The organism is Bradyrhizobium sp. USDA 241 (genome assembly GCF_049739505.1).
GTDB classification, from domain to species: Bacteria; Pseudomonadota; Alphaproteobacteria; order Rhizobiales; family Xanthobacteraceae; genus Bradyrhizobium; species Bradyrhizobium liaoningense.
Window position 1 is genome coordinate 263,290 of the sequence record NZ_JBMGPZ010000004.1, and the last position, 18,900, is coordinate 282,189.

Sequence of the window (18,900 nt, forward strand, 5' to 3'; positions counted from 1 at the left end):
TTTTATCAATCATTGAGAGATGGTGGGCACGGCGCGAGAGCGCCTTTGCCCACCCTAGAGAGCTACGCCGCCCGCATCACTGCGTCGGCCAGCAATCCCGCAAACAGCAGCAAACCTGCATCGCGGTTCGACTTGAACAGGCGCAGGCACAGTCCGGGATCTTCGATCTTCAGGCGCACGATCTGCGAGGCCAGATGCACGGCGAAGGCCGCGAGCCCGAGCCAGGCCGGCCAGCGCACATCGCCGGACGCCAGCGCGATGCCGATCAACATCACCGCGAGCCCGTAGAACAGGATCAGCGCCTGGTGCGTATGCGCGCCGAACAGGCGCGCGGTCGACTTGATGCCGATCAGCGCGTCGTCCTCGGCGTCCTGATGCGCATAGATCGTGTCATAGCCGATCACCCAGGAAATCGCGCCGGCATAGAGCACGAGCGCGGTGACGTCGATGTGTCCGAACGTGACGGCAAATCCCATCAAGGCGCCCCATGAGAAGGCAAGCCCGAGCACGATCTGCGGCCACCAGGTGATGCGCTTCATGAAGGGATAGATCGCGACGATCAGAAGCGAGGCGATGCCGGTCGCGATCGCGAAACGGTTGAACTGCAGCAGTACCAGGAGGCCGATCAGCGCCTGCGCGACCATGAAGGCCAGCGCCTGCTTCGTGGTCACCTGCCCTGACGGCAACGGCCGCGAGCGCGTGCGCTCGACCTTGTCGTCGAGATCGCGATCGGTGATGTCATTCCACGTGCAGCCCGCCCCGCGCATCACGAAGGCGCCGATGAAGAACAGCACGATGGTGAGCGGCAGGCCGCGGACGTCATGCGCCATGCCGGCGGCGAGCGCCGCCGACCACCAGCATGGCATCAGGAGAAGCCAGGAGCCGATCGGACGGTCAAAGCGGGACAGGCGCAGGTAAGGCCGCGCCCAATGCGGCGCGAGCGTATCGACCCAGTTGCCGGTGGAATCGGCAACGCGGGCGGATGTCCCGCTCATCGGGTCAGGACGTTGCCGTTGAGTGTATCGAAGGTGCTGCCGCCCTTCTTGCCGGCATTGGCCTCGGGCGCCGAACCCGACCCCAGCACCTCGCTCAGCGACGGGCCGGCCGGACGCGCCTGTTGCTGCTGCATCTGCTGCGCGACGTTGCAGACCTTCGCCGCCATGGCCTCTGTGTTCTTGTGACCGTCCTTCATCTGAGCGCCCACCTGCGGCGGGATTCCGCATTTGGCGGCGTGGGCCTCGATGTACTTGATCATCTTGGTCTCAGACTGGCTGAAATTGCGAATCAGCTTGCAGGCCTCGTCCGGCGGCGCGTGACGGTCGCTCGCCGCCTTGATCAGCTTGCCGCGCTTCTCGGCTTCTTCGCGCAGGGGCATGAACGCCTTCATGCAGTCCTCGCCGGGACCGGCTTGCGTCGGCGGAGCCGCGCTGAAGGCGCCGGCACCGCCGACCGGGGCGGCGCCGTTCACCGGAAACGACGATTGCGGCGTCGTGCCGACGGAGGCGACGGGCGCCGCGCCGTTCACGGGCGGAAAGGGGGAACTGGTAGCAGCCTGGCCGGGCAGCGGCGCCGGGAAGGCGCTTTGCGCATGGGCGCCCGCGGCACCCATGGCGACCATGGCGGCAGTGATCGGAACCATCAGACGACGGATCATGAAGGCAGTCTCTCCGGCAGGAGCTTACGGGGGCGGCGTCTTCTCAATTGAAGCGCGACCAGCGTGTTCGCTTTTCTACGATTCCTGCCGGCCCTTAACAACCCGTGGAATAGGGCAAGAGCGCGGCGCTGGGACGCACCAATTCGGCGATATTTACCCCCAAAACTACTGGTTTCGGTTAAGAACGGCGGCGAATCGGACCTCTGACGATGCCCTCCCACGATTTTAGCGCTCCCCGCCTGTTCGTCGATGCCGCCCTCGTCCAGGACGCCAGGGTGCCGCTCGACCGCGACCAGAGCAATTACCTCGGCAACGTGCTGCGGCTTGCCGCCGGGGCCGAGGTCCTGGCCTTCAACGGCCGCGACGGCGAGTGGCAGGCGGCGATCGAGGGCCGCAAGCGGCCCGATGGCCTCGTGATCCTCCAGCAGACCCGGCCCCAGGACCGGCTACCCGACCTCACTTACGTCTTCGCCCCGCTCAAGCATGCCCGGCTGGATTACATGGTGCAGAAGGCGATCGAGATGGGCGCCGCCGCCCTGCAGCCGGTCCTGACACGGTTCACCCAGGCCTCCCGGGTCAATACCGAGCGGATGCGCGCCAATGTGGTCGAGGCCGCCGAGCAATGCGGCATCCTCAGCATCGCCACCGTGGCCGAGCCGGTGCCGCTGGAGCGCTTCTTGGGCCAGCGCGCAGCGGGCCGGTTGCTGATCTTCTGCGATGAGGCGGCGGAGGTCCAGGACCCCGTTCAGAGCCTGCAAAGCACCCGTGAGGCCGGCGGAGGTATTGACGTGCTGATCGGCCCCGAAGGCGGCTTCGCCGAGGAGGAACGGGCACTGCTGCTGCGGCAGCCCAAGATCCTGCGGCTGGCCCTCGGCCCCCGGATCATGCGAGCCGACACCGCCGCGGTGGCGGCCCTGGCGCTGGTGCAGGCGGTGCTGGGCGACTGGGGCGGTGGACGCGGCTAGCCATGATCCGGAAAAGTGTGCAGCGGTTTTCCGAAATGATCATGCTCAAACAATAACCTGAAGCGCGATGACGATTCATCCTGATCGCATCGCGCTTTAGATCGCTTCCCGCATCGCGCGGTGCAGGGTCTCGGACGGCAGCTCTCCGAAGGCCGCCCTGTAACTCGCCGCGAACTCGCTCAGATGCCAGAAGCCGTGCGCAATTGCGCAGGCCTTCACACTGCGCCGCCCGGGACCGATGCGCAGCTGCTTGCGCACCGACCAGAGCCGCAGGACCCGGCTATAGCGATGCGGGCTCATGCCGCAGATGGCCTGTGTCGCGCTCTGGAGAGTCCGGACGGACACGCCCACCTGCGCGGCCAGTTCGGGCGTCCTGGGCCAGACCGTCAGGTCTTGCCGGATCAATCTTTCCATGTCCGCGACGATCCGCCGATAGCCATCCGTGGCGGACGACGCAGGTCCGCCGCTCGCGCTGGTGCGCAGCGCAGCGTCCATCGTGCCGAGCAGGGACTGCTCGACGGCGGTCAGCGACATCGGCTCGTTCAGGAAGTCCGGGTCATGTGCCGCGATTTCCAGCGTGACGGAGATCAGGCGGCGCAGCGAAGCAAGAACGTCCGACGGCGGGTTCACCAGGCGATAGCCGTCACCCAGTTGCGCCCAGGGTTCGCGCTGCGGCGGACTGAGATACACGACGGCCATCAGCCGGCCCTCCGGCTCATAGACCAGGCAATCGGAGCTGCCTGTCAGAACGACGATGGAACGGCCCATTGATTGCCCGTTGATGCGGGCCGAGGTCACGTGATCCATCGGCACCACGACGGCGGCGGCATTCGTCAATTGATAGCCGCGAACGATCCTCGGGAAAGTCTTCACCAGAGAGAGGGTCAGGGTCGGCAGGCTGAGCCGAGCCCGCATGATCGCCGTCGCCCCGACCGACAACGGCATGCTGGAAGCGCCGGCATATCTCTCGGTCTCGCCGAAATGGTCGATGTCGTATGCCCTGAGCTCGAGGGCCGACGATGGCTTGAGCTCCTGGAAGGACATCAAGCGGTCCGTCGCCAGCTCTCGCGCCCCGTCGCGCGCAGTATCGAGATGGCCTTGATCCATATCGTGTCGCTTACTTTGCCTTCTTTGCGGCCGTCGCGCCCCTGGAGGCGCGCAGATCATCCGGCCCGCTGATGCCGGCACGCTTGAGATCGCGAAGCAGCTTCGCGAGCAACAGCATGTTCGTCTTCTGCAGTTCGTGGTTGTTTCCAAACCTGAATGCGTTCTGCTCGGTCACGATGAGTCCGGCCTTCGTCTCGGCGAGAATCTTCCGCCTCTTCAGTCCTGTCACGCGACGGCGAACCGTCTCCAGTGGCAGGCTGAGGAAGCGGGAGAGTGCGGCACGAGAGACCCCCTGCTTGATCACATCCGGTTCGACGGCATGAATGCTGGAGAATTTCTCGTCCAACACCGGATCGTTCATCACGTGGATGACATTGGCGTTCAGGACCGCATGAATGATCAGAAGGTCCAGCGGATCGAATTCGTCGTAGTGCCGGAACAACTCGCTCATCGAGAACAGCATATAGGCTAGCGTGTGCCGCGAGACCGTCCGGATAATATCTGAAGCATTGCGCATGAATCGAAAACCAACATTCATCTTGTAGACGATGGTTACGGCGAACGGATCATCGGCCATACCCAAAATGAGTATGCGACGACTTGCCAGCCGTCCGTAGTTTCTCATTGTGACGCCGGCCTGCTGCTGCACCTGGACATCGTTGTCGACGAGACCTTCGACGTGCCTGCCGGATCCCTGGCCGCCAAGACTTCATTGCGCGAGCGCGCATCCAACAGGTTCGACGATGCCGGCGCCGCCGGGGTGGCGATCGCGATGGAATACATGACAATGAATGACGACCTTGTGCCCGAGGCGCGATCATGCGAGTCGCTGCGACTCATCAAGGCGTTTCTCCGCCTCGCGGACCCCGGCAGAAGGGGAAGGGTCCTCGTCCTGGCGGAACAACTCGCGGAAGCAGCGGGGGCCGCGACGGCAGGGTCGACCTTTGCCGTGACCGAGGCATCATTCGTGGAACCGGCTCCAGTCCCCGGCCCAACCGAATGAAGCCGACCCCCTCGTCCGGCGCGTCCCGCGACGAAACGTGATCCATCGGAATTCGGTATCAAATTACCTGATCGATGCCACTTTCCACACCCTGCCGACGGGGCCGGCGTCGCTCCAAACTCGCTAAGCGATTGATCCTTTGGAGGTCGAAACCGCTTTCGGGCCATGCTAAGGGCTGCGCCAACTCCCATTCCTTCCTTGCCCTGCCCGGTTCCACCGGGCCGATGGACCCTGAGATGACCGCGACTGCCACCTCAAATGCTGCCGGCTCCGCCGCCTGGGCGGATACGCTGCTCTTGTCGTTCGCGCAGGCCGGTTACGTCAGGGCCGAGCCCGCTATCCTGCAACCGGCCGAGCCGTTCCTGGATCTCTCGGGCGAGGACATCCGCAAGAGCCTGTACCTCACCACGGACCTCTCGGGCGAGGAGCTCTGCCTGCGCCCGGACCTGACGATTCCCGTCGCGCGCGACTATCTCGCCTCGACCCGCGCCGGCCAGCCGGCCGGGTTCAGCTATCTCGGCCCGGTGTTCCGCTACCGTAGCGGCCAGGCCAGCGAATTCCTGCAAGCCGGCATCGAATCGTTCGGCCGCCAGGACCGCGCTGCGGCCGATGCCGAGATGTTGGCCCTGGCGCTGGAGGCGACCGCCGCCTTCGGCGTCCGCGATGTCGAGATCCGCACCGGCGATGTCGCGCTGTTCAACGCCCTGCTGGACGCACTCAACCTCTATCCGGTCTGGCGCCGCCGCCTGGTCAAGGATTTCAACCGCAAGATCAGCCTGGAGCAGGATCTTGAGCGGCTGGCAGCCGCCAGCACCGCGACACGCAGCGAATACGAGGGCGTGCTGGCCGCCCTCGCCGGCTCCGATCGGAAGGCGGCACTCGCCTTCGTGACCGATCTGATGTCGATCGCCGGCACCACCAATGTCGGCGGGCGCACCACGGCCGAGATCGCCGATCGCTTCCTCGAGCAATCGACGCTGAAGGGCGGCGCACTGCCGCGCGAGGCGATCGCCGTGCTCAAGCGCTTCCTGTCGATATCAGGCAATCCCGACGACGCCATCGCCGAGCTGCGCGCACTCACGACCGAGGCGAAGCTCGATCTCGCCCCGGCGATCGATCAGTTCGAGAGCCGCGTCGGCTTCATGGCTGCGCGCGGCATCGACGTGAAGCAGACCCGTTTCTCGACGGCGTTCGGGCGCGGGCTCGACTATTACACCGGCTTCGAATTCGAGCTTCATCACAGGGGCAACGGCGCCGAGCCGCTGGTCGCCGGCGGCCGTTATGACGGGCTGATGACCCAGCTCGGCTCGATCGCGCCGATCCCCGCGGTCGGCTTCTCGGTCTGGGTGGATGCGCTGACGAAGATCGGCCGCAAGGTGGGAGCTTAAGTCATGAGCGCGCCATTCGTTCTGGCCGTTCCCTCCAAGGGCCGCCTTCAGGAGAATACCGAGGCCTTCTTCGCCCGCGCCGGTCTCAAGCTGTCGAAGGCCGGCGGCGCCCGCGACTACCGCGGCACGATCGCAGGTCTCGACAATGTCGAGGTCGCCTATCTCTCGGCGAGCGAGATCGCCTCGCAACTCGCCCGCGGCTTTGCGCATCTCGGCGTCACCGGCGAGGACCTCGTGCGCGAGAACATCGCCGATGCCGACAAGCGCGTGTCGCTGATCGAAGGGCTCGGCTTCGGCTATGCCGACGTCGTCGTCGCGGTGCCGCAGGCCTGGATCGACGTCCGCACCATGGCGGACCTCGACGATGTCACCACCGGCTTCCGCGAGCAGCATCACATGCGGATGCGGGTCGCGACCAAGTTCGTCAACCTCACCCGCGGCTTCTTCCAGGCCCACGGCATCACCGATTACCGCATCGTCGAAAGCGCAGGCGCAACCGAAGGCGCGCCGGCGGCCGGCAGCGCCGAGCTGATCGTCGACATCACCACCACGGGCGCGACGCTCGCCGCCAACGGCTTGCGGGTGCTCGACGACGGTACAATCCTGCGCAGCCAGGCCAATCTGGTGGCATCCAAAGGGGCCGACTGGTCGCCGCAGGCGCGAGAGACGGCGCGTGTCATCCTCGATCACATCGCGGCGCGGGCGCGGGCCAACAAGTACCGCGAAGTCCGCACCCGCTTCCGGCAATGCGACGCCGCCCTGCTCGGCGAGGCCCATAGCCGATACGGCGTCGAGGCTCCGTTCGGCGGTCCGACTTCGTCAGGCATGCTGACGCTGCACTGCCCGCCGGGTCAACTCTATGCGCTGGCGAGCTTCCTGCGCGAGCATGGCGCCGAGACCGTCTCGGTGGTCTCGCTGGACTACGTGTTCGATCGGGAGAACCCGCTGTTCGCCAAGCTCGAGGCGTTCCTCGGGCAGTGAGCCCAGGGTTCGTTCAGCATAGCGACAGCAAGCGGCAGCTACCATATTCTGTTGAGAACATCTAAACGCCTCTGGAACCTTGATCGATGACGCTGGGCTCTGACGTTTCCGGCATGACGACCACCGCAGCGAGCGCCGCCGCGAAGGGGCTGTCGATAGTCGTCCCCGTCTACAACGAGGCGGCCGGCCTCGCTGCCCTGCATCAGCGCATCTGCGATCTCGCAAAGACGCTGCGGCAGCGCTATCGGCTGACTTGCGAGGTCGTCTACGTCGACGACGGCAGCAAGGATGCGACGCTGTCGATCGCGCGGTCGCTGCCGGCCGACGCGGTCGACGTCCAGGTCGTGTCGCTGTCGCGCAATTTCGGCAAGGAGGCCGCGCTGATGGCGGGCCTCGACCATGCCCGGCTCGGTGCCGTCATGTTCATGGACGGGGACGGCCAGCATCCGCCGGCGCTGATCGAACAGCTGGTGCGGCACTGGATCGATGACGGCTATGACGTCGTCTACACCGCCAAGGCGCATCGCGACAACGAGCCCTTCTTGCGCCGGGTCGCGGTGCACGGCTTCTACGCGCTGATCAATTGGGGCGCACGCCAGAAGATTCCCGAGGACGCCGGCGACTTCCGCCTGCTCTCGCCGCGCGCGGTCGCCGCACTCAGGCAGTTGCCGGAACGCAACCGCTTCTTCAAAGGCCTCGCCAGCTGGATCGGCTTTCGCCAGATCCGCGTCGACTACGAGCCTGCGGCGCGTGTCCATGGCGTCACCACCTTCAACGCCGCAAGCCTGCTCGGCCTCTCGATCGAGGGTCTGACCTCGTTCTCGGTGGCACCGCTGCGCTTCGCCAGCCTGCTCGGCGTCATTCTCGCCGGAGGTGCCTTCCTGTTCGGCCTGTCGATCCTCTGGGAGGTGTTCACGACCGGCAAGCAGGTGCCCGGCTATCCCTCGCTCGTGATCGGCCTGATGACGATCGGCGGCGTGCAGCTCATCATGATCGGCATCGTCGGCGAATATATCGGCAAGATCCTTTCCGAGCTGAAGGCGCGCCCGATCTACTTCGTCGCCGAGCACAGCGAGAAGCACTCCGAGGCCGGCAAGGCCGACGACGCCCCGAACAGGACGGCGGCCGAATGAGCGCGGCCGCGAGCCCGCGGCGAATCTGGCTCTGCGCCGACGATTACGGCATCAGCCCGGCCGTCAACCGCGCCATTCGCGACCTTATCGAACGCGGCCGCCTCAACGCCACCTCGGTGATGATGGTGGGTCCGGCGATCGCGCGCAGCGAGATCGCGGCGCTTCAGTCCGCAGCGAAGACGAACCCGCGCTGCACGATCGGATTGCACGTGACGCTGTCGGCGCCGTTCCGGCCGCTCACCATGCATTTCCGCCCCTTGGACGGCGACATGTTCTACGCCTTTCCCAAGCTGCTGCGCGCCGGACTGATGCGCCGGCTCGACCGGGAATTCTTCCGCAACGAAGTCAAGGCGCAGCTGGCAGCCTTCATGGAAGCGTTCGGACGCGCCCCCGACTTCGTCGACGGCCACCAGCATGTGCAGCTCTACCCGCAGGTCCGCGACGGCTTTGTCGATGCGGTCGTTGAGACTGCGCCAGGCGCCTGGGTGCGCCAGGGCGGCCGCGATCTGCCGCTCAGACAACGGCTGGCCTCACCAAAAGCCATGGTGCTCGACAATCTCAGCGCGCAATTCCGCCGCCGCGCCGGCAGCGCCGGCCTCAGCTTCAACCCGGGCTTCGCCGGCGCCTATGATTTCACGCGCGAGGCCGATTTCGGCGCGCTGATGCGGCAGTTCCTGGAAGGCCTTCCCGACGGCGGCCTCGTGATGTGCCATCCCGGCTTCGTCGATGACGTCCTCGCCGGCCTCGACCCGATGACCGATGTCCGCGAGCGCGAGCATGCTTATCTCGCCAGCGACGCCTTTGCGCGCCTGCTGACGGACAGCAACGTGACACTGGGATGAACCCGGCGAGACGCGGGCCAGGAGGCAGCTTGTCGCATACGGAAATTTAATCCGGCCGGCACTGTTGGGGCCACAATGGAACCCTACATCTCCTGCGCGCTTGATTTTGCGCGAAGGAGACAGATCATGACGCCGCAGGAACGCCAGCTCGTCGACGACCTTTTCGACCGGCTTTCAAAGCTGGAAAATGCACCGCGCGATCCCGATGCGACCGCCGCGATCTCCGACGGTTTGCGCAAGGCGCCCGGCGCCGTCTATGCGCTGGTGCAGACCACGCTGTTGCAGGACGAAGCGCTGAAGCGCGCCCATAATCGCATCCAGGAGCTGGAGGCCGCCCAAGCGCCCGAGCCCGCCCAGTCCGGCGGCTTCCTCGACACCATGCGCGACACGCTGTTCGGCGGCAGCCCCGCGCGCGGCTCGGTTCCTAATGTGCCGCCGCGTGAGCAGCGACCGGTCTGGAACACCGGCCAGGCGATGCAGCAGACGCAGCCGGGCTACGGCCAGCCGCCTTATGGACAGGCTTACGGCCAAGGACCGGTGCAAGGGCCGGGACAAGGTTATGGTGCCCCGCCCGTGGGCGGTGGCGGCGGCTCGTTCCTCGGCACGGCGGCGGCGGCCGCGGCGGGCGTCGTCGGCGGCTCGCTGCTGCTCTCCAGCATCCGCGGCATGATGGGTGGATCGCATCAGCAGGCCTTCGGCGACACCAACGCCGCGGGCGACCGCAGCCCCTGGGGCGGCGGCGACCAGTCGGGCGGATCGCTGTCGCGCGATGCCGGCCTCAACGACATCGGCTCGAACCGGGATTCCCGCCAGGGCTTCTCCGACCAGGCCTCGAACGATCGGGATAACAACGACCAGAACTACGACGACAATCGCGACGACAACATGGACATGGCCGACGACAGCGATTTCGGCGGCGACGACGGCGGCAGCGACTACGCGTGACGCCGATCTACAAGGCATGCAAGCGAACGGCCGCCGATGAGGCGGCCGTTTTCATGAGATGTGTTACTCGAAGGCCCTTCCTTCTCCCCGTAACAAGGAAGAGGGTAGCGACGATCACATCACCACGACCCTGGTGCCGACATTGACGCGGCCGTAGAGGTCGATGACATCCTCATTGCGCATGCGGATGCAACCGGAGGAGACGTTGGTGCCGATGGTCCAGGGCTCGTTGGAGCCGTGAATGCGGTAGAGCGTCGAGCCGAGATACATGGCGCGGGCGCCGAGAGGATTTTCCGGACCGCCTTCCATGTGCCGGGGCAGATCGGGACGGCGCGCGAGCATCTCCTTCGGCGGCGTCCAGTCCGGCCATTCGCGCTTGGCGGTGATCGACTTCACGCCGGACCAGGTGAAGCCGGGACGGCCGACGCCGATGCCGTAGCGCATCGCCCTGCCGTTGCCCTCGACGAGATAGAGGAACTTGTTCGGCGTATCGACCACGATCGTGCCGGGACTTTCCTTGCCGTTATAGTCAACGAGCTGTTTCTCGAATCTAGGATCGAACGGACGCTGCCGCGGGTCGATCGCCTCCTGCTGGAGAGCTGCGCCTTGCATCTGCGGCTCGCCCATCGGCGGCAGGCGGCGTTGATCGTAGTAGGCCGGCTGCTGCTGATACACCGGCTGCTGCGGCGCGTAAGCCGGACCGCGGCCGGGACCGTCGCCGAACAGGAACTCGATGAAGCCGCCACCCATGTTCGAATTGGAAGCGACGCGCACCGGCGCCGGAGGCACCTGCGGCGCGTAGAGCACTGCGGGCGGATCGTTCGGCACGCTGTTGTCGAAGGCGCCGGCGCCGTTGGTGCCGGCCATGAAGGTGCAAGCGCAGCCGAGCAGCGCGAAAGACATTTTCTTGAACATCGACGTACTCTGTACTGTTTCGTCTAGATCACATGCGTCGCGGAAGCTGCCTGGCTGATCGGCGCCCGCGACGTGGTCAATAAAGAGCAAAAGCCGTTTCGTTTGGTAAACGCATCGGCCGTTTGGATTCACCACGTCGCGAGTGGCGGCGCAATTTGACGATCAGCGTTTATTTTCCATGAACGCCGCGCGTCCATGGTTAATCGCTTCTTCGCGCAGCGTCGCCCGCGGCCGCCTGGCAGTTCCCGCTGTGAACTTCGTGTTAAATCGCTTGTGCCTACAAAGACGCGTGAATGAGGTGGGGGGAGTTTCCTGATGGCTGTTCACCGCAAACGTTTTCGTGTCGAGGATATCGTCGGTGGCGAGATGCCCATTCCAGATGTAGTTGAAGAGGCCCCCCCGATGCATAGCGAGATCATGGCCGAGCTGCGCGCGATCCGCGCACAAATGGCGAAGGGCGCCGCCCCACTGTCCGGCAGCGCGGCCATGGCGGCGATCGACGCCTCGACGGCCCACGAGCTGGCCGAAGCGCGCACCATGCTCGAGACCTACCGGGCACAGATCGAGCAGTGCGAGAAGCTGAAGGTCGAGCTCGACCTCATCCACGATGCCATCGATCGCACCAAGCGCGAGATCGCGACGCTGCACGGCAAGAGCTTCGACGGCGGCGAGATGGCCAAGGTCAATGGCGAGCTCGGCGCGGTGGTCGGCGGCACCGAGCAGGCGACCCAGCAGATCCTCGAAGCCGCTGAATCGATCGACCAGGCCGCCAGCGCAATGTCCAAGGTGGACTCGGCCGATCAGCAGAAGCGGCTGGCCGACGACATCCAGGAACGCGTCATCTCGATCTTCGAAGCCTGCAACTTCCAGGACCTGACCGGCCAGCGCATCAGCAAGGTCATGACCACGATGAAGTTCATCGAGCAGCACATCAATGCGATGATGGACATCTGGGGCGGCGTCGACGCCATCAAGGCCCATGTGCCCGCGCATGTCGACAACCGCAGCGACGACGAGAAGCTCCTCAACGGCCCGAAGCTCGCCGGCGACGTCGGTCATGCCTCGCAGGACGACATCGACGCGCTGTTCGACTGAGCGGACGCGGGATACGGAAAAACAAAACGCCGGCGCAAGCCGGCGTTTTTTTTGTTTTGGCCTATGACGTCATTCCGGGGCGGTCCGCAGGACCGAACCCGGAATCTCGAGGTTCTCAGGTGCGCAAGTGCGCACCATAGTTCACGCTTCGCGTGCCCCGGAACGACAGAAGAGAGACTACGCCCGCGGCGCGCAGCGGACGTAGACCATGTTGCCGTAGCGGGTGGCGGCGTCCTTGTCGATGAAGCGGGTGATCAGGACGCGGCCGTCGAAGGAGATGATCTCGCGATCCTGCTCGCCGGGGGTCGGCCCCGCCGGTCCGATGTAGTTCTTGCCGCTCGGCGAGCCCTTCAGGCGCAGTTCCTGCGGCGTCGCCTGGTCGGCCAGATGCATGATCACGCCGCCGGAGGAGCCCGCGGTGATCACATAGGGGTTCTTGCACTGCGCCCGGGCGGCAGCCTCGGTGCGGGCGCGGTCGGCCGGGTTCTGGAACGAGGCGAGACCCCAGCGGCCGACGATCTCGTCCGCGCGGATGGTGGCGGGCATTTCCGGAGCCGTGCCGGGTTCGGCTTCGGGCGGCGGAGAGGACGACGAGAAGGGCGGCAGGCTCATGCCGCCGCCGCAGGCGCCCAGCAACAGCGCCAGACAAGAGGCTGCCGCCAGATTGGCAACCGTGCGCGCGTGAGCTGAACTGATCATGGCATTCCCCCGAACAAGACGACGGCCGCACCCCTCCCGCAGCCAAGCGCAAAACCGCTGCCGGAGCAATGACGTCCTGCTGTACGCCGGCGCCCCGAACGAATTTCCAATGCCACCATCCTATATCCGCCTCAACAATCGCTTAACCACCTTTGCTTGACAGGATCGCGGCCAAGCCATATTTCCGGGCGCACTATTAGCACTCGGAAAGCCCGATTGCTAAGCGCGCCGTTCGGTCTCTCGGGGAGAGGGTGGACGGACGCGCCGCCCCACCGACTTCCACTCCTTCCGAAGCGAGCCTCCAAAGGGAAACGTCATGGCTAAATCCAAATTTCGTCCGCTGCATGACCGTGTCGTGGTCAAACGTATCGACGCCGAGGAAAAGACCAAGGGCGGCATCATCATTCCCGACACAGCCAAGGAAAAGCCGTCGCAGGGCGAGATCGTCGCCGTCGGGCCCGGCGGCCGCGACGAGACCGGCAAGCTGATCCCGATCGACCTCAAGGTCGGCGACCGCGTGCTGTTCGGCAAGTGGTCGGGCACCGAGGTCAAGATCGACAACGAAGAACTCCTGATCATGAAAGAGTCGGACATCATGGGCGTGCTGGCCTAAGGCCATCTGCCTGAACGGCCGCTGAATGCTCCATCGTCATGCCCGGGCTTGCCCCGCCGAAGCGGCTACGGCCGTGCAGGCCGGACAAGCCCGGTAAGACGGAGAGAGCGCGGCAGGAAACAGCACGAACAAGACACATCACGAAACACGAGGAATTGCAGACATGGCTGCCAAGGACGTCAAGTTTTCCGGAGACGCGCGCGACCGCATGCTGCGCGGCGTCGACATTCTCGCCAACGCCGTCAAGGTGACGCTCGGCCCGAAGGGCCGCAACGTCGTCATCGAGAAGTCGTTCGGCGCGCCCCGCATCACCAAGGACGGCGTCACCGTCGCCAAGGAGATCGAGCTCGAGGACAAGTTCGAGAACATGGGCGCCCAGATGCTGCGCGAGGTCGCCTCGAAGACCAACGACACCGCCGGCGACGGCACCACCACCGCGACCGTGCTGGCGCAGGCCATCGTGCGCGAGGGCGCCAAGGCGGTTGCCGCCGGCATGAACCCGATGGACCTCAAGCGCGGCATCGACACCGCGGTCGCCGCCGTGGTCAAGGACATCGAGAAGCGCGCCAAGCCGGTCGCCGCCTCCTCCGAGGTCGCCCAGGTCGGCACCATCTCGGCCAACGGTGACGCCGCCATCGGCAAGATGATCGCACAGGCGATGCAGAAGGTCGGCAACGAGGGCGTCATCACCGTCGAGGAGAACAAGTCGCTCGACACCGAGGTCGACATCGTCGAAGGCATGAAGTTCGACCGCGGCTATCTCAGCCCCTACTTCGTCACCAACGCCGAGAAGATGACCGCCGAGCTCGAGGATGCCTACATCCTCCTGCACGAGAAGAAGCTCTCGGGCCTGCAGGCCATGCTGCCGGTGCTGGAAGCCGTGGTGCAGTCGGGCAAGCCGCTCGTCATCATCGCCGAGGACGTCGAGGGCGAGGCGCTGGCTACCCTGGTCGTCAACCGCCTGCGTGGCGGCCTCAAGGTCGCGGCCGTCAAGGCGCCGGGCTTCGGTGACCGCCGCAAGGCCATGCTGGAGGACATCGCGATCCTCACCGGCGGCCAGCTCATCTCGGAGGAACTCGGCATCAAGCTCGAGAACGTCACGGTGAAGATGCTTGGACGCGCGGGCAAGGTGGTGATCGACAAGGAAAACACCACGATCGTCAAGGGTGCCGGCAAGAAGCCCGACATCGAGGCGCGCGTCGGCCAGATCAAGGCCCAGATCGAGGAGACCACCTCGGACTACGACCGTGAGAAGCTCCAGGAGCGCCTCGCCAAGCTCGCCGGCGGCGTCGCGGTGATCCGCGTCGGCGGCGCCACCGAGATCGAGGTCAAGGAGAAGAAGGACCGCGTCGAGGATGCGCTCAATGCCACCCGCGCTGCGGTGCAGGAAGGCATCGTCCCCGGCGGCGGCGTCGCGCTGCTCCGCGCCAAGAAGGCGGTGGGCCGTCTCACCAACGCCAATGACGATGTCCAGGCCGGCATCAATATCGTGCTGAAGGCACTGGAAGCCCCGATCCGCCAGATCTCCGAGAACGCGGGCGTGGAAGGCTCGATCGTCGTCGGCAAGATCCTGGAGAACAAGTCCGAGACCTTCGGCTTCGACGCCCAGACCGAGGACTATGTCGACATGGTCGAGAAGGGCATCATCGATCCCGCCAAGGTGGTGCGCACCGCGCTCCAGGACGCCTCCTCCGTGGCGGGCCTGCTGGTGACCACCGAAGCCATGGTTGCCGAGCTGCCGAAGAAGGAAGCTGCGCCGGCCATGCCGGCCGGCGGCGGCATGGGCGGCTTCTAGGCTCCGTTCCATTGCAGTATTGCGAAGGCCGCCTCCGGGCGGCCTTCTTTTTTGCCGACCCTGCCTCTCCGCTTTCCAATTCAACCGGCAGCCAAAAACCACTACGGTGGCGCCGATTCTGATTGCTCGAGGTCTTCGTCGATGCGCGCGCTTCCGGTTTGTTCGATTGCCCTTCTGGCGGCTCTGCTCGCCGTCTCGCCCGAGTTCGCCTCCGCCCAGATGAAGCTGTCGCCGAAGGCGACGGCGCCGGGCGGCATCGAGACGCGCTATTTCACCTCGATCGACGGGCTGATGGACGGCAATGCCGACGTGATCCTGAAGGAGACGCGTCAAGGCAAGACGGTCACCGCGGCGGTGCTCGACGTCTGTTACCCGATCGCAAAGAATTCCGACCGCAAGGACCGCTTCGTCGTCAATCTCCAGGTCGCCGGCCAGGCGCTGACGGGAACGACGCAGAGCATCAGTGAGAAGTCACCGGTCAGCGTCAAGCTGACGCGCAAACAGTCCGGCGACACGTTCGAATTCCGCGGCCAGATCGCAATCGGCCAGGCGGTGACCGAGGTCACCTCGCCCGACAATTCCGATCTCAGCGAAAGGGAATTTCTGGACAACCAGACCTCCGACGACGGCATCACGCCGCAGCCGAAGGATTTCACCGACGTCTCGCCGGAAGCGATCGCAGTCAAGGTCAAGCTCGACGCGGCGACCGACTTCCTGAAGGGTTTGAAGGGCCAGGAGGTCGAGGTGACGCTAGCCAGCCTCACCGTCGGCTGCGACGCACTGCGCGCAGGCGAGCAGACCATCAACATGTCGGTCGATCCCGAGCGCGCCGGCGCGCTGCTGTCGAAATTCAAGGCGATGCCGGGCGTCACGGCCGCAGGCTGGACCGCGGGCATGACCGAGATGGACCGCACCATCCGCTTCCCCGCCGCGGACTGGCGCGAGGGCGACAAGATCAACAAGGGCAAGCTCGCGACCGCGGTGGCGAGCGTGCTGAGCAGGACACTCGCGGCAAAGCCGGTCTCGCAGAACTTCAACCCCGCGACCGGCAAGCTCAAGCTGGTGTTCAAGCGGCCGAACCAGGATTTTCCGGCGCTCGATCTCACCGACACGATCGAGGTCGCAGGGCTCGTCTCGCCGGACAAGCCCGGCACGACCGACAAGCTCATGCTCTGGATCGGCAGCCCCGCGACCACGACCGCCGACGAGAGCAGCGGTGCCAAGCTCAATCTGTCCGACGACGCGAGCCTGGACGAAGAAGGCGATCTGCCTGACGACAACGGCTCGATCGAGGCGCTTGCCAAGGAGCTGAAGGGCCAGCGCTGGGACGCCGACAAGTCGGAGTGGAAGTAAGTCGAGCTCTCGTGCCCCGGACGCCATAAGCGCGTTGACGCGCGTCTTCGACGCGCTATGGCGAAGCGCTGCGAGCCGGGGCCCAGAGGTCGCAAGCGGAATCGCGGAGAGAAAACCGGGTCCCGGCTCTGCGTCGCATCGCTCAGGCGATGCGTCTTGTCCGGGACACGAGAGCGTGCCTCAATTGCCGTTGACGCGAAAGTGCAGCGGCTTGGGGCCGATCAGCGTCAGCACGTCGCCCTGTCGCCTCCAGGTTTCGACGCTGCCGAGCGCGGCCACGAGTTCGTCGTCGGCCTGCGCCTTCGCCGGCGGACAGGAACGGTCCTGGATCTGGCCGGGAACGAAGATCACGGTGTTGCCGGCAACCGAGAACTGGCCCTTGCCGCCCTTGCACCAGAGCTCCAGCACGACTTCGCCATGGTCGCCGATCTCGATGTTCGGAATCCGCTTCGAGCCAGGCTGCGGCAATGCTTCGAGCGTCATCTCGGTGCCGAACGGGAAACCGTCCTCGGCACGCGCGAGCGTGGACATCGCGAGCATTGCAACTGCCGCACACACCAATCGCTTGAGCGAAACCATGAGACCTCTCGACCGACCTGATTTGCGGCACCTTCTATAAGATGGCGATGCCATTGAGAAGGTTCGCCCAGATGCAAAAAATCCCCGCGGGGGCGAACCTCGCGGGGATTTGTGTCGAACGAGGCGCCGGCGGCTTATTTCAGGACCATCGCCGTGAACGGCCAGACATAGGCCTGCAACGTCACGAGCACACCGACGAGGCACGCCAGCACGATCGAGTGCCAGAACACGAAGCGCAGGATGGTGCCCTCATGCCCGTACCAGTTGGTCGCGGTGGAGGCGACCACGATCGACTGGGCATCGATCATCTTGCCCATCACGCCGCCGGAGGAGTTCGCCGCGGCCATCAGGATCGGCGACAGGCCGAGTTGCTCGGAGGTGATCTTCTGGAGGTTGCCGAACAGGATATTCGACGACGTATCCGATCCCGTCAGCGCCACGCCGAGCCAGCCGAGCAGCGTGCCGAAGAAGGGATAGAGCACACCGGTCGCGGCAAAGGCGAGACCCAGCGTTGCGTCGACGCCGGACAGACGCGTCAAGGTGCCGATCGCGAGCATGGCCGAGATCGTGATCAGCGAGATCGCGCACAGACGTATGGTGCGGCCATACTCAGCCACGAGCCGGCCGGGAGCGACGCCCATCAGGACGCCGGAGATGATCGCCGCAAGCAGCATGCCCGTGCCGGTGAACGACAGGTATGTGAAGCTGAACACCGCAGCCTCTTTCGTCGGCCCTGGAGCGACCGGCGGCATCTTGTTGATCATCTGGTGCAGCTCGGGCACGGGATAGTTCCAGACGAAGATCGAGTTCGCCCAGCCCTTGAAGGCGCCGTTGCCCCAGATCAGCATCACGATGCAGACGATGATCCAGGGAAGAAGCGCATTGAAGAGCTCGGCCTGCGTCAGCGGCGTCTTGTCGAGCGGCCTTGCCGCCGCCATGGTCGAGGCCGATTCATCGTGGCCCCGCAGCGCCGGCGACAGCCAAAGCTGCTTCGGTTGCCACACCTTCAGGAACAGGATCAGCGCCCCCATCGAGATCAGCGAGGCGCCGATGTCGACGATCCAGGGATTGATGTAGTTCGAAATCACGAATTGCGGGACGGCAAACGATATGCCGGTGACGAGGATCGCCGGCCAAACGTCCTTCATGCCTTTCCATCCGGCGAACGCCCACACCACCCAGAACGGCACGATCAGCGAGAAGAACGGCAATTGCCGGCCGACCATCGCGCCCAGGATGTAGGGATCGAAGCCAGTGACCGAAGCGAGGCCCTGGATCGGCGTGCCCAGCGCGCCATAGGCGACCGGAGCGGTGTTGGCGATCAGCGACAGGCCGGAGGCTGCGAGCGGCGAGAAGCCGAGCCCGATCAGCACGGCGCCGGTGATCGCGACCGGCGTGCCGAAGCCGGAGGCGCCCTCGAAGAACGCCCCGAACGAAAACGCGATCAGCAGCAATTGCAGCCGCCGGTCCTCGGTGACGCCGCCGATGGCGCGCTTGAGCAATTCGAAGCGGCCGGTGCTCACCGTCACCTGGTAGAGAAAGATGACGTTGAGGACGATCCAGCCGATGGGGAAGAACCCGGTGACGATGCCCAGCACCGAGGCGCGGATCGACATGTTCGCGGGCATGGTGAAAACGAAGATCGTGATCAGGTTGGTCACGATCACGGCGATGACGGCCGCGATATGCGCCTGGACGCGGCCGCTCGCGATGAGGACCAGCAGCGTGACGACGGGCACCGCCGCCGCGATGGTCGACAGCACCGGGCTGTTGAGCGGATCATAGATCTGATTCCACATGGACTTTCTCCCCACGCATGTTGCGACAGGCGGC

Annotated in this window: 19 protein-coding genes; 11 read left to right on the top strand and 8 right to left on the bottom strand. The window is 65.2% G+C overall.

Translation table 11 applies throughout. The features are described 5' to 3' along the window. Positions 1–62: 62 nt before the first annotated feature. Together ubiA and ABIF91_RS10990 are read right to left on the bottom strand one after the other, a co-directional pair. The gene (gene ubiA, locus ABIF91_RS10985) at positions 63–995 is read right to left on the bottom strand and encodes a 4-hydroxybenzoate octaprenyltransferase (RefSeq protein ID WP_028179571.1); all 933 of its coding nucleotides are present in this window, start codon (positions 993–995) and stop codon (positions 63–65) included. Continuing rightward, complete coding sequence (locus ABIF91_RS10990) at positions 992–1,654, bottom strand: hypothetical protein (protein ID WP_028179570.1); 663 nt, start codon at positions 1,652–1,654, stop codon at positions 992–994. The genes ubiA and ABIF91_RS10990 overlap by 4 nt, the downstream gene beginning before the upstream one ends. Before the next feature lie 209 nt (positions 1,655–1,863). On the opposite strand from ABIF91_RS10990, the gene ABIF91_RS10995 reads away from it, so the two are divergent. After that, positions 1,864–2,619, top strand: coding sequence for a 16S rRNA (uracil(1498)-N(3))-methyltransferase (locus ABIF91_RS10995; RefSeq protein ID WP_028179569.1), 756 nt, complete (start codon positions 1,864–1,866; stop codon positions 2,617–2,619). Positions 2,620–2,715: 96 nt separating this feature from the next. On the opposite strand, the gene ABIF91_RS11000 is transcribed toward ABIF91_RS10995, so the two are convergent. Together ABIF91_RS11000 and ABIF91_RS11005 are read right to left on the bottom strand one after the other, a co-directional pair. Beyond that, entirely contained in the window at positions 2,716–3,726 is a 1,011-nt protein-coding gene (locus ABIF91_RS11000; RefSeq protein ID WP_028179568.1) for a helix-turn-helix domain-containing protein, read from the bottom strand. Between the two features lie 10 nt (positions 3,727–3,736). Beyond that, positions 3,737–4,375, bottom strand: a complete 639-nt coding sequence (locus ABIF91_RS11005; protein WP_245285464.1) for a hypothetical protein — start codon at positions 4,373–4,375, stop codon at positions 3,737–3,739. Between the two features lie 30 nt (positions 4,376–4,405). Here ABIF91_RS11005 and ABIF91_RS11010 point away from each other — a divergent pair, with 30 nt between their 5' ends. The 6 genes from ABIF91_RS11010 (at position 4,406) to ABIF91_RS11035 (ending at position 10,018) form a co-directional block, all read left to right on the top strand. Next, a complete protein-coding gene (locus ABIF91_RS11010) occupies positions 4,406–4,729 on the top strand; it encodes a hypothetical protein (protein ID WP_050995305.1) in 324 nt (107 codons plus the stop codon). 236 nt (positions 4,730–4,965) lie between these two features. After that, the gene (locus ABIF91_RS11015; RefSeq protein ID WP_028179565.1) at positions 4,966–6,117 is read left to right on the top strand and encodes an ATP phosphoribosyltransferase regulatory subunit; all 1,152 of its coding nucleotides are present in this window, start codon (positions 4,966–4,968) and stop codon (positions 6,115–6,117) included. 3 nt (positions 6,118–6,120) lie between these two features. Then, positions 6,121–7,098 carry an ATP phosphoribosyltransferase gene (hisG, locus tag ABIF91_RS11020; RefSeq protein ID WP_028179564.1) on the top strand — a complete coding sequence of 326 codons (978 nt, stop codon included), beginning with the start codon at positions 6,121–6,123 and terminating at the stop codon, positions 7,096–7,098. An 86-nt stretch (positions 7,099–7,184) separates the two neighbouring features. Next, positions 7,185–8,231, top strand: coding sequence for a glycosyltransferase family 2 protein (locus ABIF91_RS11025; protein WP_028179563.1), 1,047 nt, complete (start codon positions 7,185–7,187; stop codon positions 8,229–8,231). Continuing rightward, positions 8,228–9,073, top strand: a complete 846-nt coding sequence (locus ABIF91_RS11030; RefSeq protein WP_028179562.1) for a ChbG/HpnK family deacetylase — start codon at positions 8,228–8,230, stop codon at positions 9,071–9,073. The genes ABIF91_RS11025 and ABIF91_RS11030 overlap by 4 nt, the downstream gene beginning before the upstream one ends. Positions 9,074–9,199: 126 nt before the next feature. After that, positions 9,200–10,018: a DUF2076 domain-containing protein gene (locus tag ABIF91_RS11035; RefSeq protein ID WP_028179561.1), complete on the top strand. Its 819-nt coding sequence runs from the start codon at positions 9,200–9,202 to the stop codon at positions 10,016–10,018. A gap of 114 nt (positions 10,019–10,132) precedes the next feature. On the opposite strand, the gene ABIF91_RS11040 is transcribed toward ABIF91_RS11035, so the two are convergent. Next, a complete protein-coding gene (locus tag ABIF91_RS11040) occupies positions 10,133–10,933 on the bottom strand; it encodes a L,D-transpeptidase (RefSeq protein WP_028179560.1) in 801 nt (266 codons plus the stop codon). Positions 10,934–11,248: 315 nt separating this feature from the next. Between ABIF91_RS11040 and ABIF91_RS11045 the strand changes: the two genes are divergently transcribed. After that, positions 11,249–12,028, top strand: coding sequence for a protein phosphatase CheZ (locus ABIF91_RS11045; RefSeq protein WP_028179559.1), 780 nt, complete (start codon positions 11,249–11,251; stop codon positions 12,026–12,028). Between the two features lie 177 nt (positions 12,029–12,205). Here ABIF91_RS11045 and ABIF91_RS11050 read toward each other — a convergent pair whose 3' ends face one another. Beyond that, on the bottom strand, positions 12,206–12,727 hold the full coding sequence (locus tag ABIF91_RS11050) for a hypothetical protein (protein ID WP_028179558.1): 522 nt from the start codon (positions 12,725–12,727) through the stop codon (positions 12,206–12,208). Positions 12,728–13,043: 316 nt separating this feature from the next. On the opposite strand from ABIF91_RS11050, the gene ABIF91_RS11055 reads away from it, so the two are divergent. The 3 genes from ABIF91_RS11055 to ABIF91_RS11065 all read left to right on the top strand — a co-directional run bounded on the left by ABIF91_RS11055 (position 13,044) and on the right by ABIF91_RS11065 (position 16,488). Beyond that, complete coding sequence (locus tag ABIF91_RS11055) at positions 13,044–13,340, top strand: co-chaperone GroES (protein ID WP_008544107.1); 297 nt, start codon at positions 13,044–13,046, stop codon at positions 13,338–13,340. Positions 13,341–13,503: 163 nt separating this feature from the next. Next, positions 13,504–15,135, top strand: a complete 1,632-nt coding sequence (groL, locus tag ABIF91_RS11060) for a chaperonin GroEL (RefSeq protein ID WP_028179556.1) — start codon at positions 13,504–13,506, stop codon at positions 15,133–15,135. A 141-nt stretch (positions 15,136–15,276) separates the two neighbouring features. Continuing rightward, positions 15,277–16,488 carry a hypothetical protein gene (locus ABIF91_RS11065; RefSeq protein WP_028179555.1) on the top strand — a complete coding sequence of 404 codons (1,212 nt, stop codon included), beginning with the start codon at positions 15,277–15,279 and terminating at the stop codon, positions 16,486–16,488. A 180-nt stretch (positions 16,489–16,668) separates the two neighbouring features. Here the strand turns inward: ABIF91_RS11065 and ABIF91_RS11070 are convergent, their stop codons facing one another. Together ABIF91_RS11070 and ABIF91_RS11075 are read right to left on the bottom strand one after the other, a co-directional pair. Next, complete coding sequence (locus ABIF91_RS11070) at positions 16,669–17,067, bottom strand: META domain-containing protein (RefSeq protein WP_028179554.1); 399 nt, start codon at positions 17,065–17,067, stop codon at positions 16,669–16,671. 134 nt (positions 17,068–17,201) lie between these two features. Continuing rightward, a complete protein-coding gene (locus ABIF91_RS11075; protein WP_028179553.1) occupies positions 17,202–18,866 on the bottom strand; it encodes an L-lactate permease in 1,665 nt (554 codons plus the stop codon). Positions 18,867–18,900 lie beyond the last annotated feature (34 nt).

What these genes read in the sequence shown, in the direction of transcription:
- ubiA (WP_028179571.1), bottom strand. Translation starts at nt 995, where the DNA reads ATGAGCGGGACATCCGCCCGCGTTGCCGATTCCACCGGCAACTGGGTC.
- ABIF91_RS10990 (WP_028179570.1), bottom strand. Translation starts at nt 1,654, where the DNA reads ATGATCCGTCGTCTGATGGTTCCGATCACTGCCGCCATGGTCGCCATG.
- ABIF91_RS10995 (WP_028179569.1), top strand. Translation starts at nt 1,864, where the DNA reads ATGCCCTCCCACGATTTTAGCGCTCCCCGCCTGTTCGTCGATGCCGCC.
- ABIF91_RS11000 (WP_028179568.1), bottom strand. Translation starts at nt 3,726, where the DNA reads ATGGATCAAGGCCATCTCGATACTGCGCGCGACGGGGCGCGAGAGCTG.
- ABIF91_RS11015 (WP_028179565.1), top strand. Translation starts at nt 4,966, where the DNA reads ATGACCGCGACTGCCACCTCAAATGCTGCCGGCTCCGCCGCCTGGGCG.
- hisG (WP_028179564.1), top strand. Translation starts at nt 6,121, where the DNA reads ATGAGCGCGCCATTCGTTCTGGCCGTTCCCTCCAAGGGCCGCCTTCAG.
- ABIF91_RS11025 (WP_028179563.1), top strand. Translation starts at nt 7,185, where the DNA reads ATGACGCTGGGCTCTGACGTTTCCGGCATGACGACCACCGCAGCGAGC.
- ABIF91_RS11030 (WP_028179562.1), top strand. Translation starts at nt 8,228, where the DNA reads ATGAGCGCGGCCGCGAGCCCGCGGCGAATCTGGCTCTGCGCCGACGAT.
- ABIF91_RS11035 (WP_028179561.1), top strand. Translation starts at nt 9,200, where the DNA reads ATGACGCCGCAGGAACGCCAGCTCGTCGACGACCTTTTCGACCGGCTT.
- ABIF91_RS11040 (WP_028179560.1), bottom strand. Translation starts at nt 10,933, where the DNA reads ATGTTCAAGAAAATGTCTTTCGCGCTGCTCGGCTGCGCTTGCACCTTC.
- ABIF91_RS11045 (WP_028179559.1), top strand. Translation starts at nt 11,249, where the DNA reads ATGGCTGTTCACCGCAAACGTTTTCGTGTCGAGGATATCGTCGGTGGC.
- ABIF91_RS11050 (WP_028179558.1), bottom strand. Translation starts at nt 12,727, where the DNA reads ATGATCAGTTCAGCTCACGCGCGCACGGTTGCCAATCTGGCGGCAGCC.
- ABIF91_RS11055 (WP_008544107.1), top strand. Translation starts at nt 13,044, where the DNA reads ATGGCTAAATCCAAATTTCGTCCGCTGCATGACCGTGTCGTGGTCAAA.
- groL (WP_028179556.1), top strand. Translation starts at nt 13,504, where the DNA reads ATGGCTGCCAAGGACGTCAAGTTTTCCGGAGACGCGCGCGACCGCATG.
- ABIF91_RS11065 (WP_028179555.1), top strand. Translation starts at nt 15,277, where the DNA reads ATGCGCGCGCTTCCGGTTTGTTCGATTGCCCTTCTGGCGGCTCTGCTC.
- ABIF91_RS11070 (WP_028179554.1), bottom strand. Translation starts at nt 17,067, where the DNA reads ATGGTTTCGCTCAAGCGATTGGTGTGTGCGGCAGTTGCAATGCTCGCG.
- ABIF91_RS11075 (WP_028179553.1), bottom strand. Translation starts at nt 18,866, where the DNA reads ATGTGGAATCAGATCTATGATCCGCTCAACAGCCCGGTGCTGTCGACC.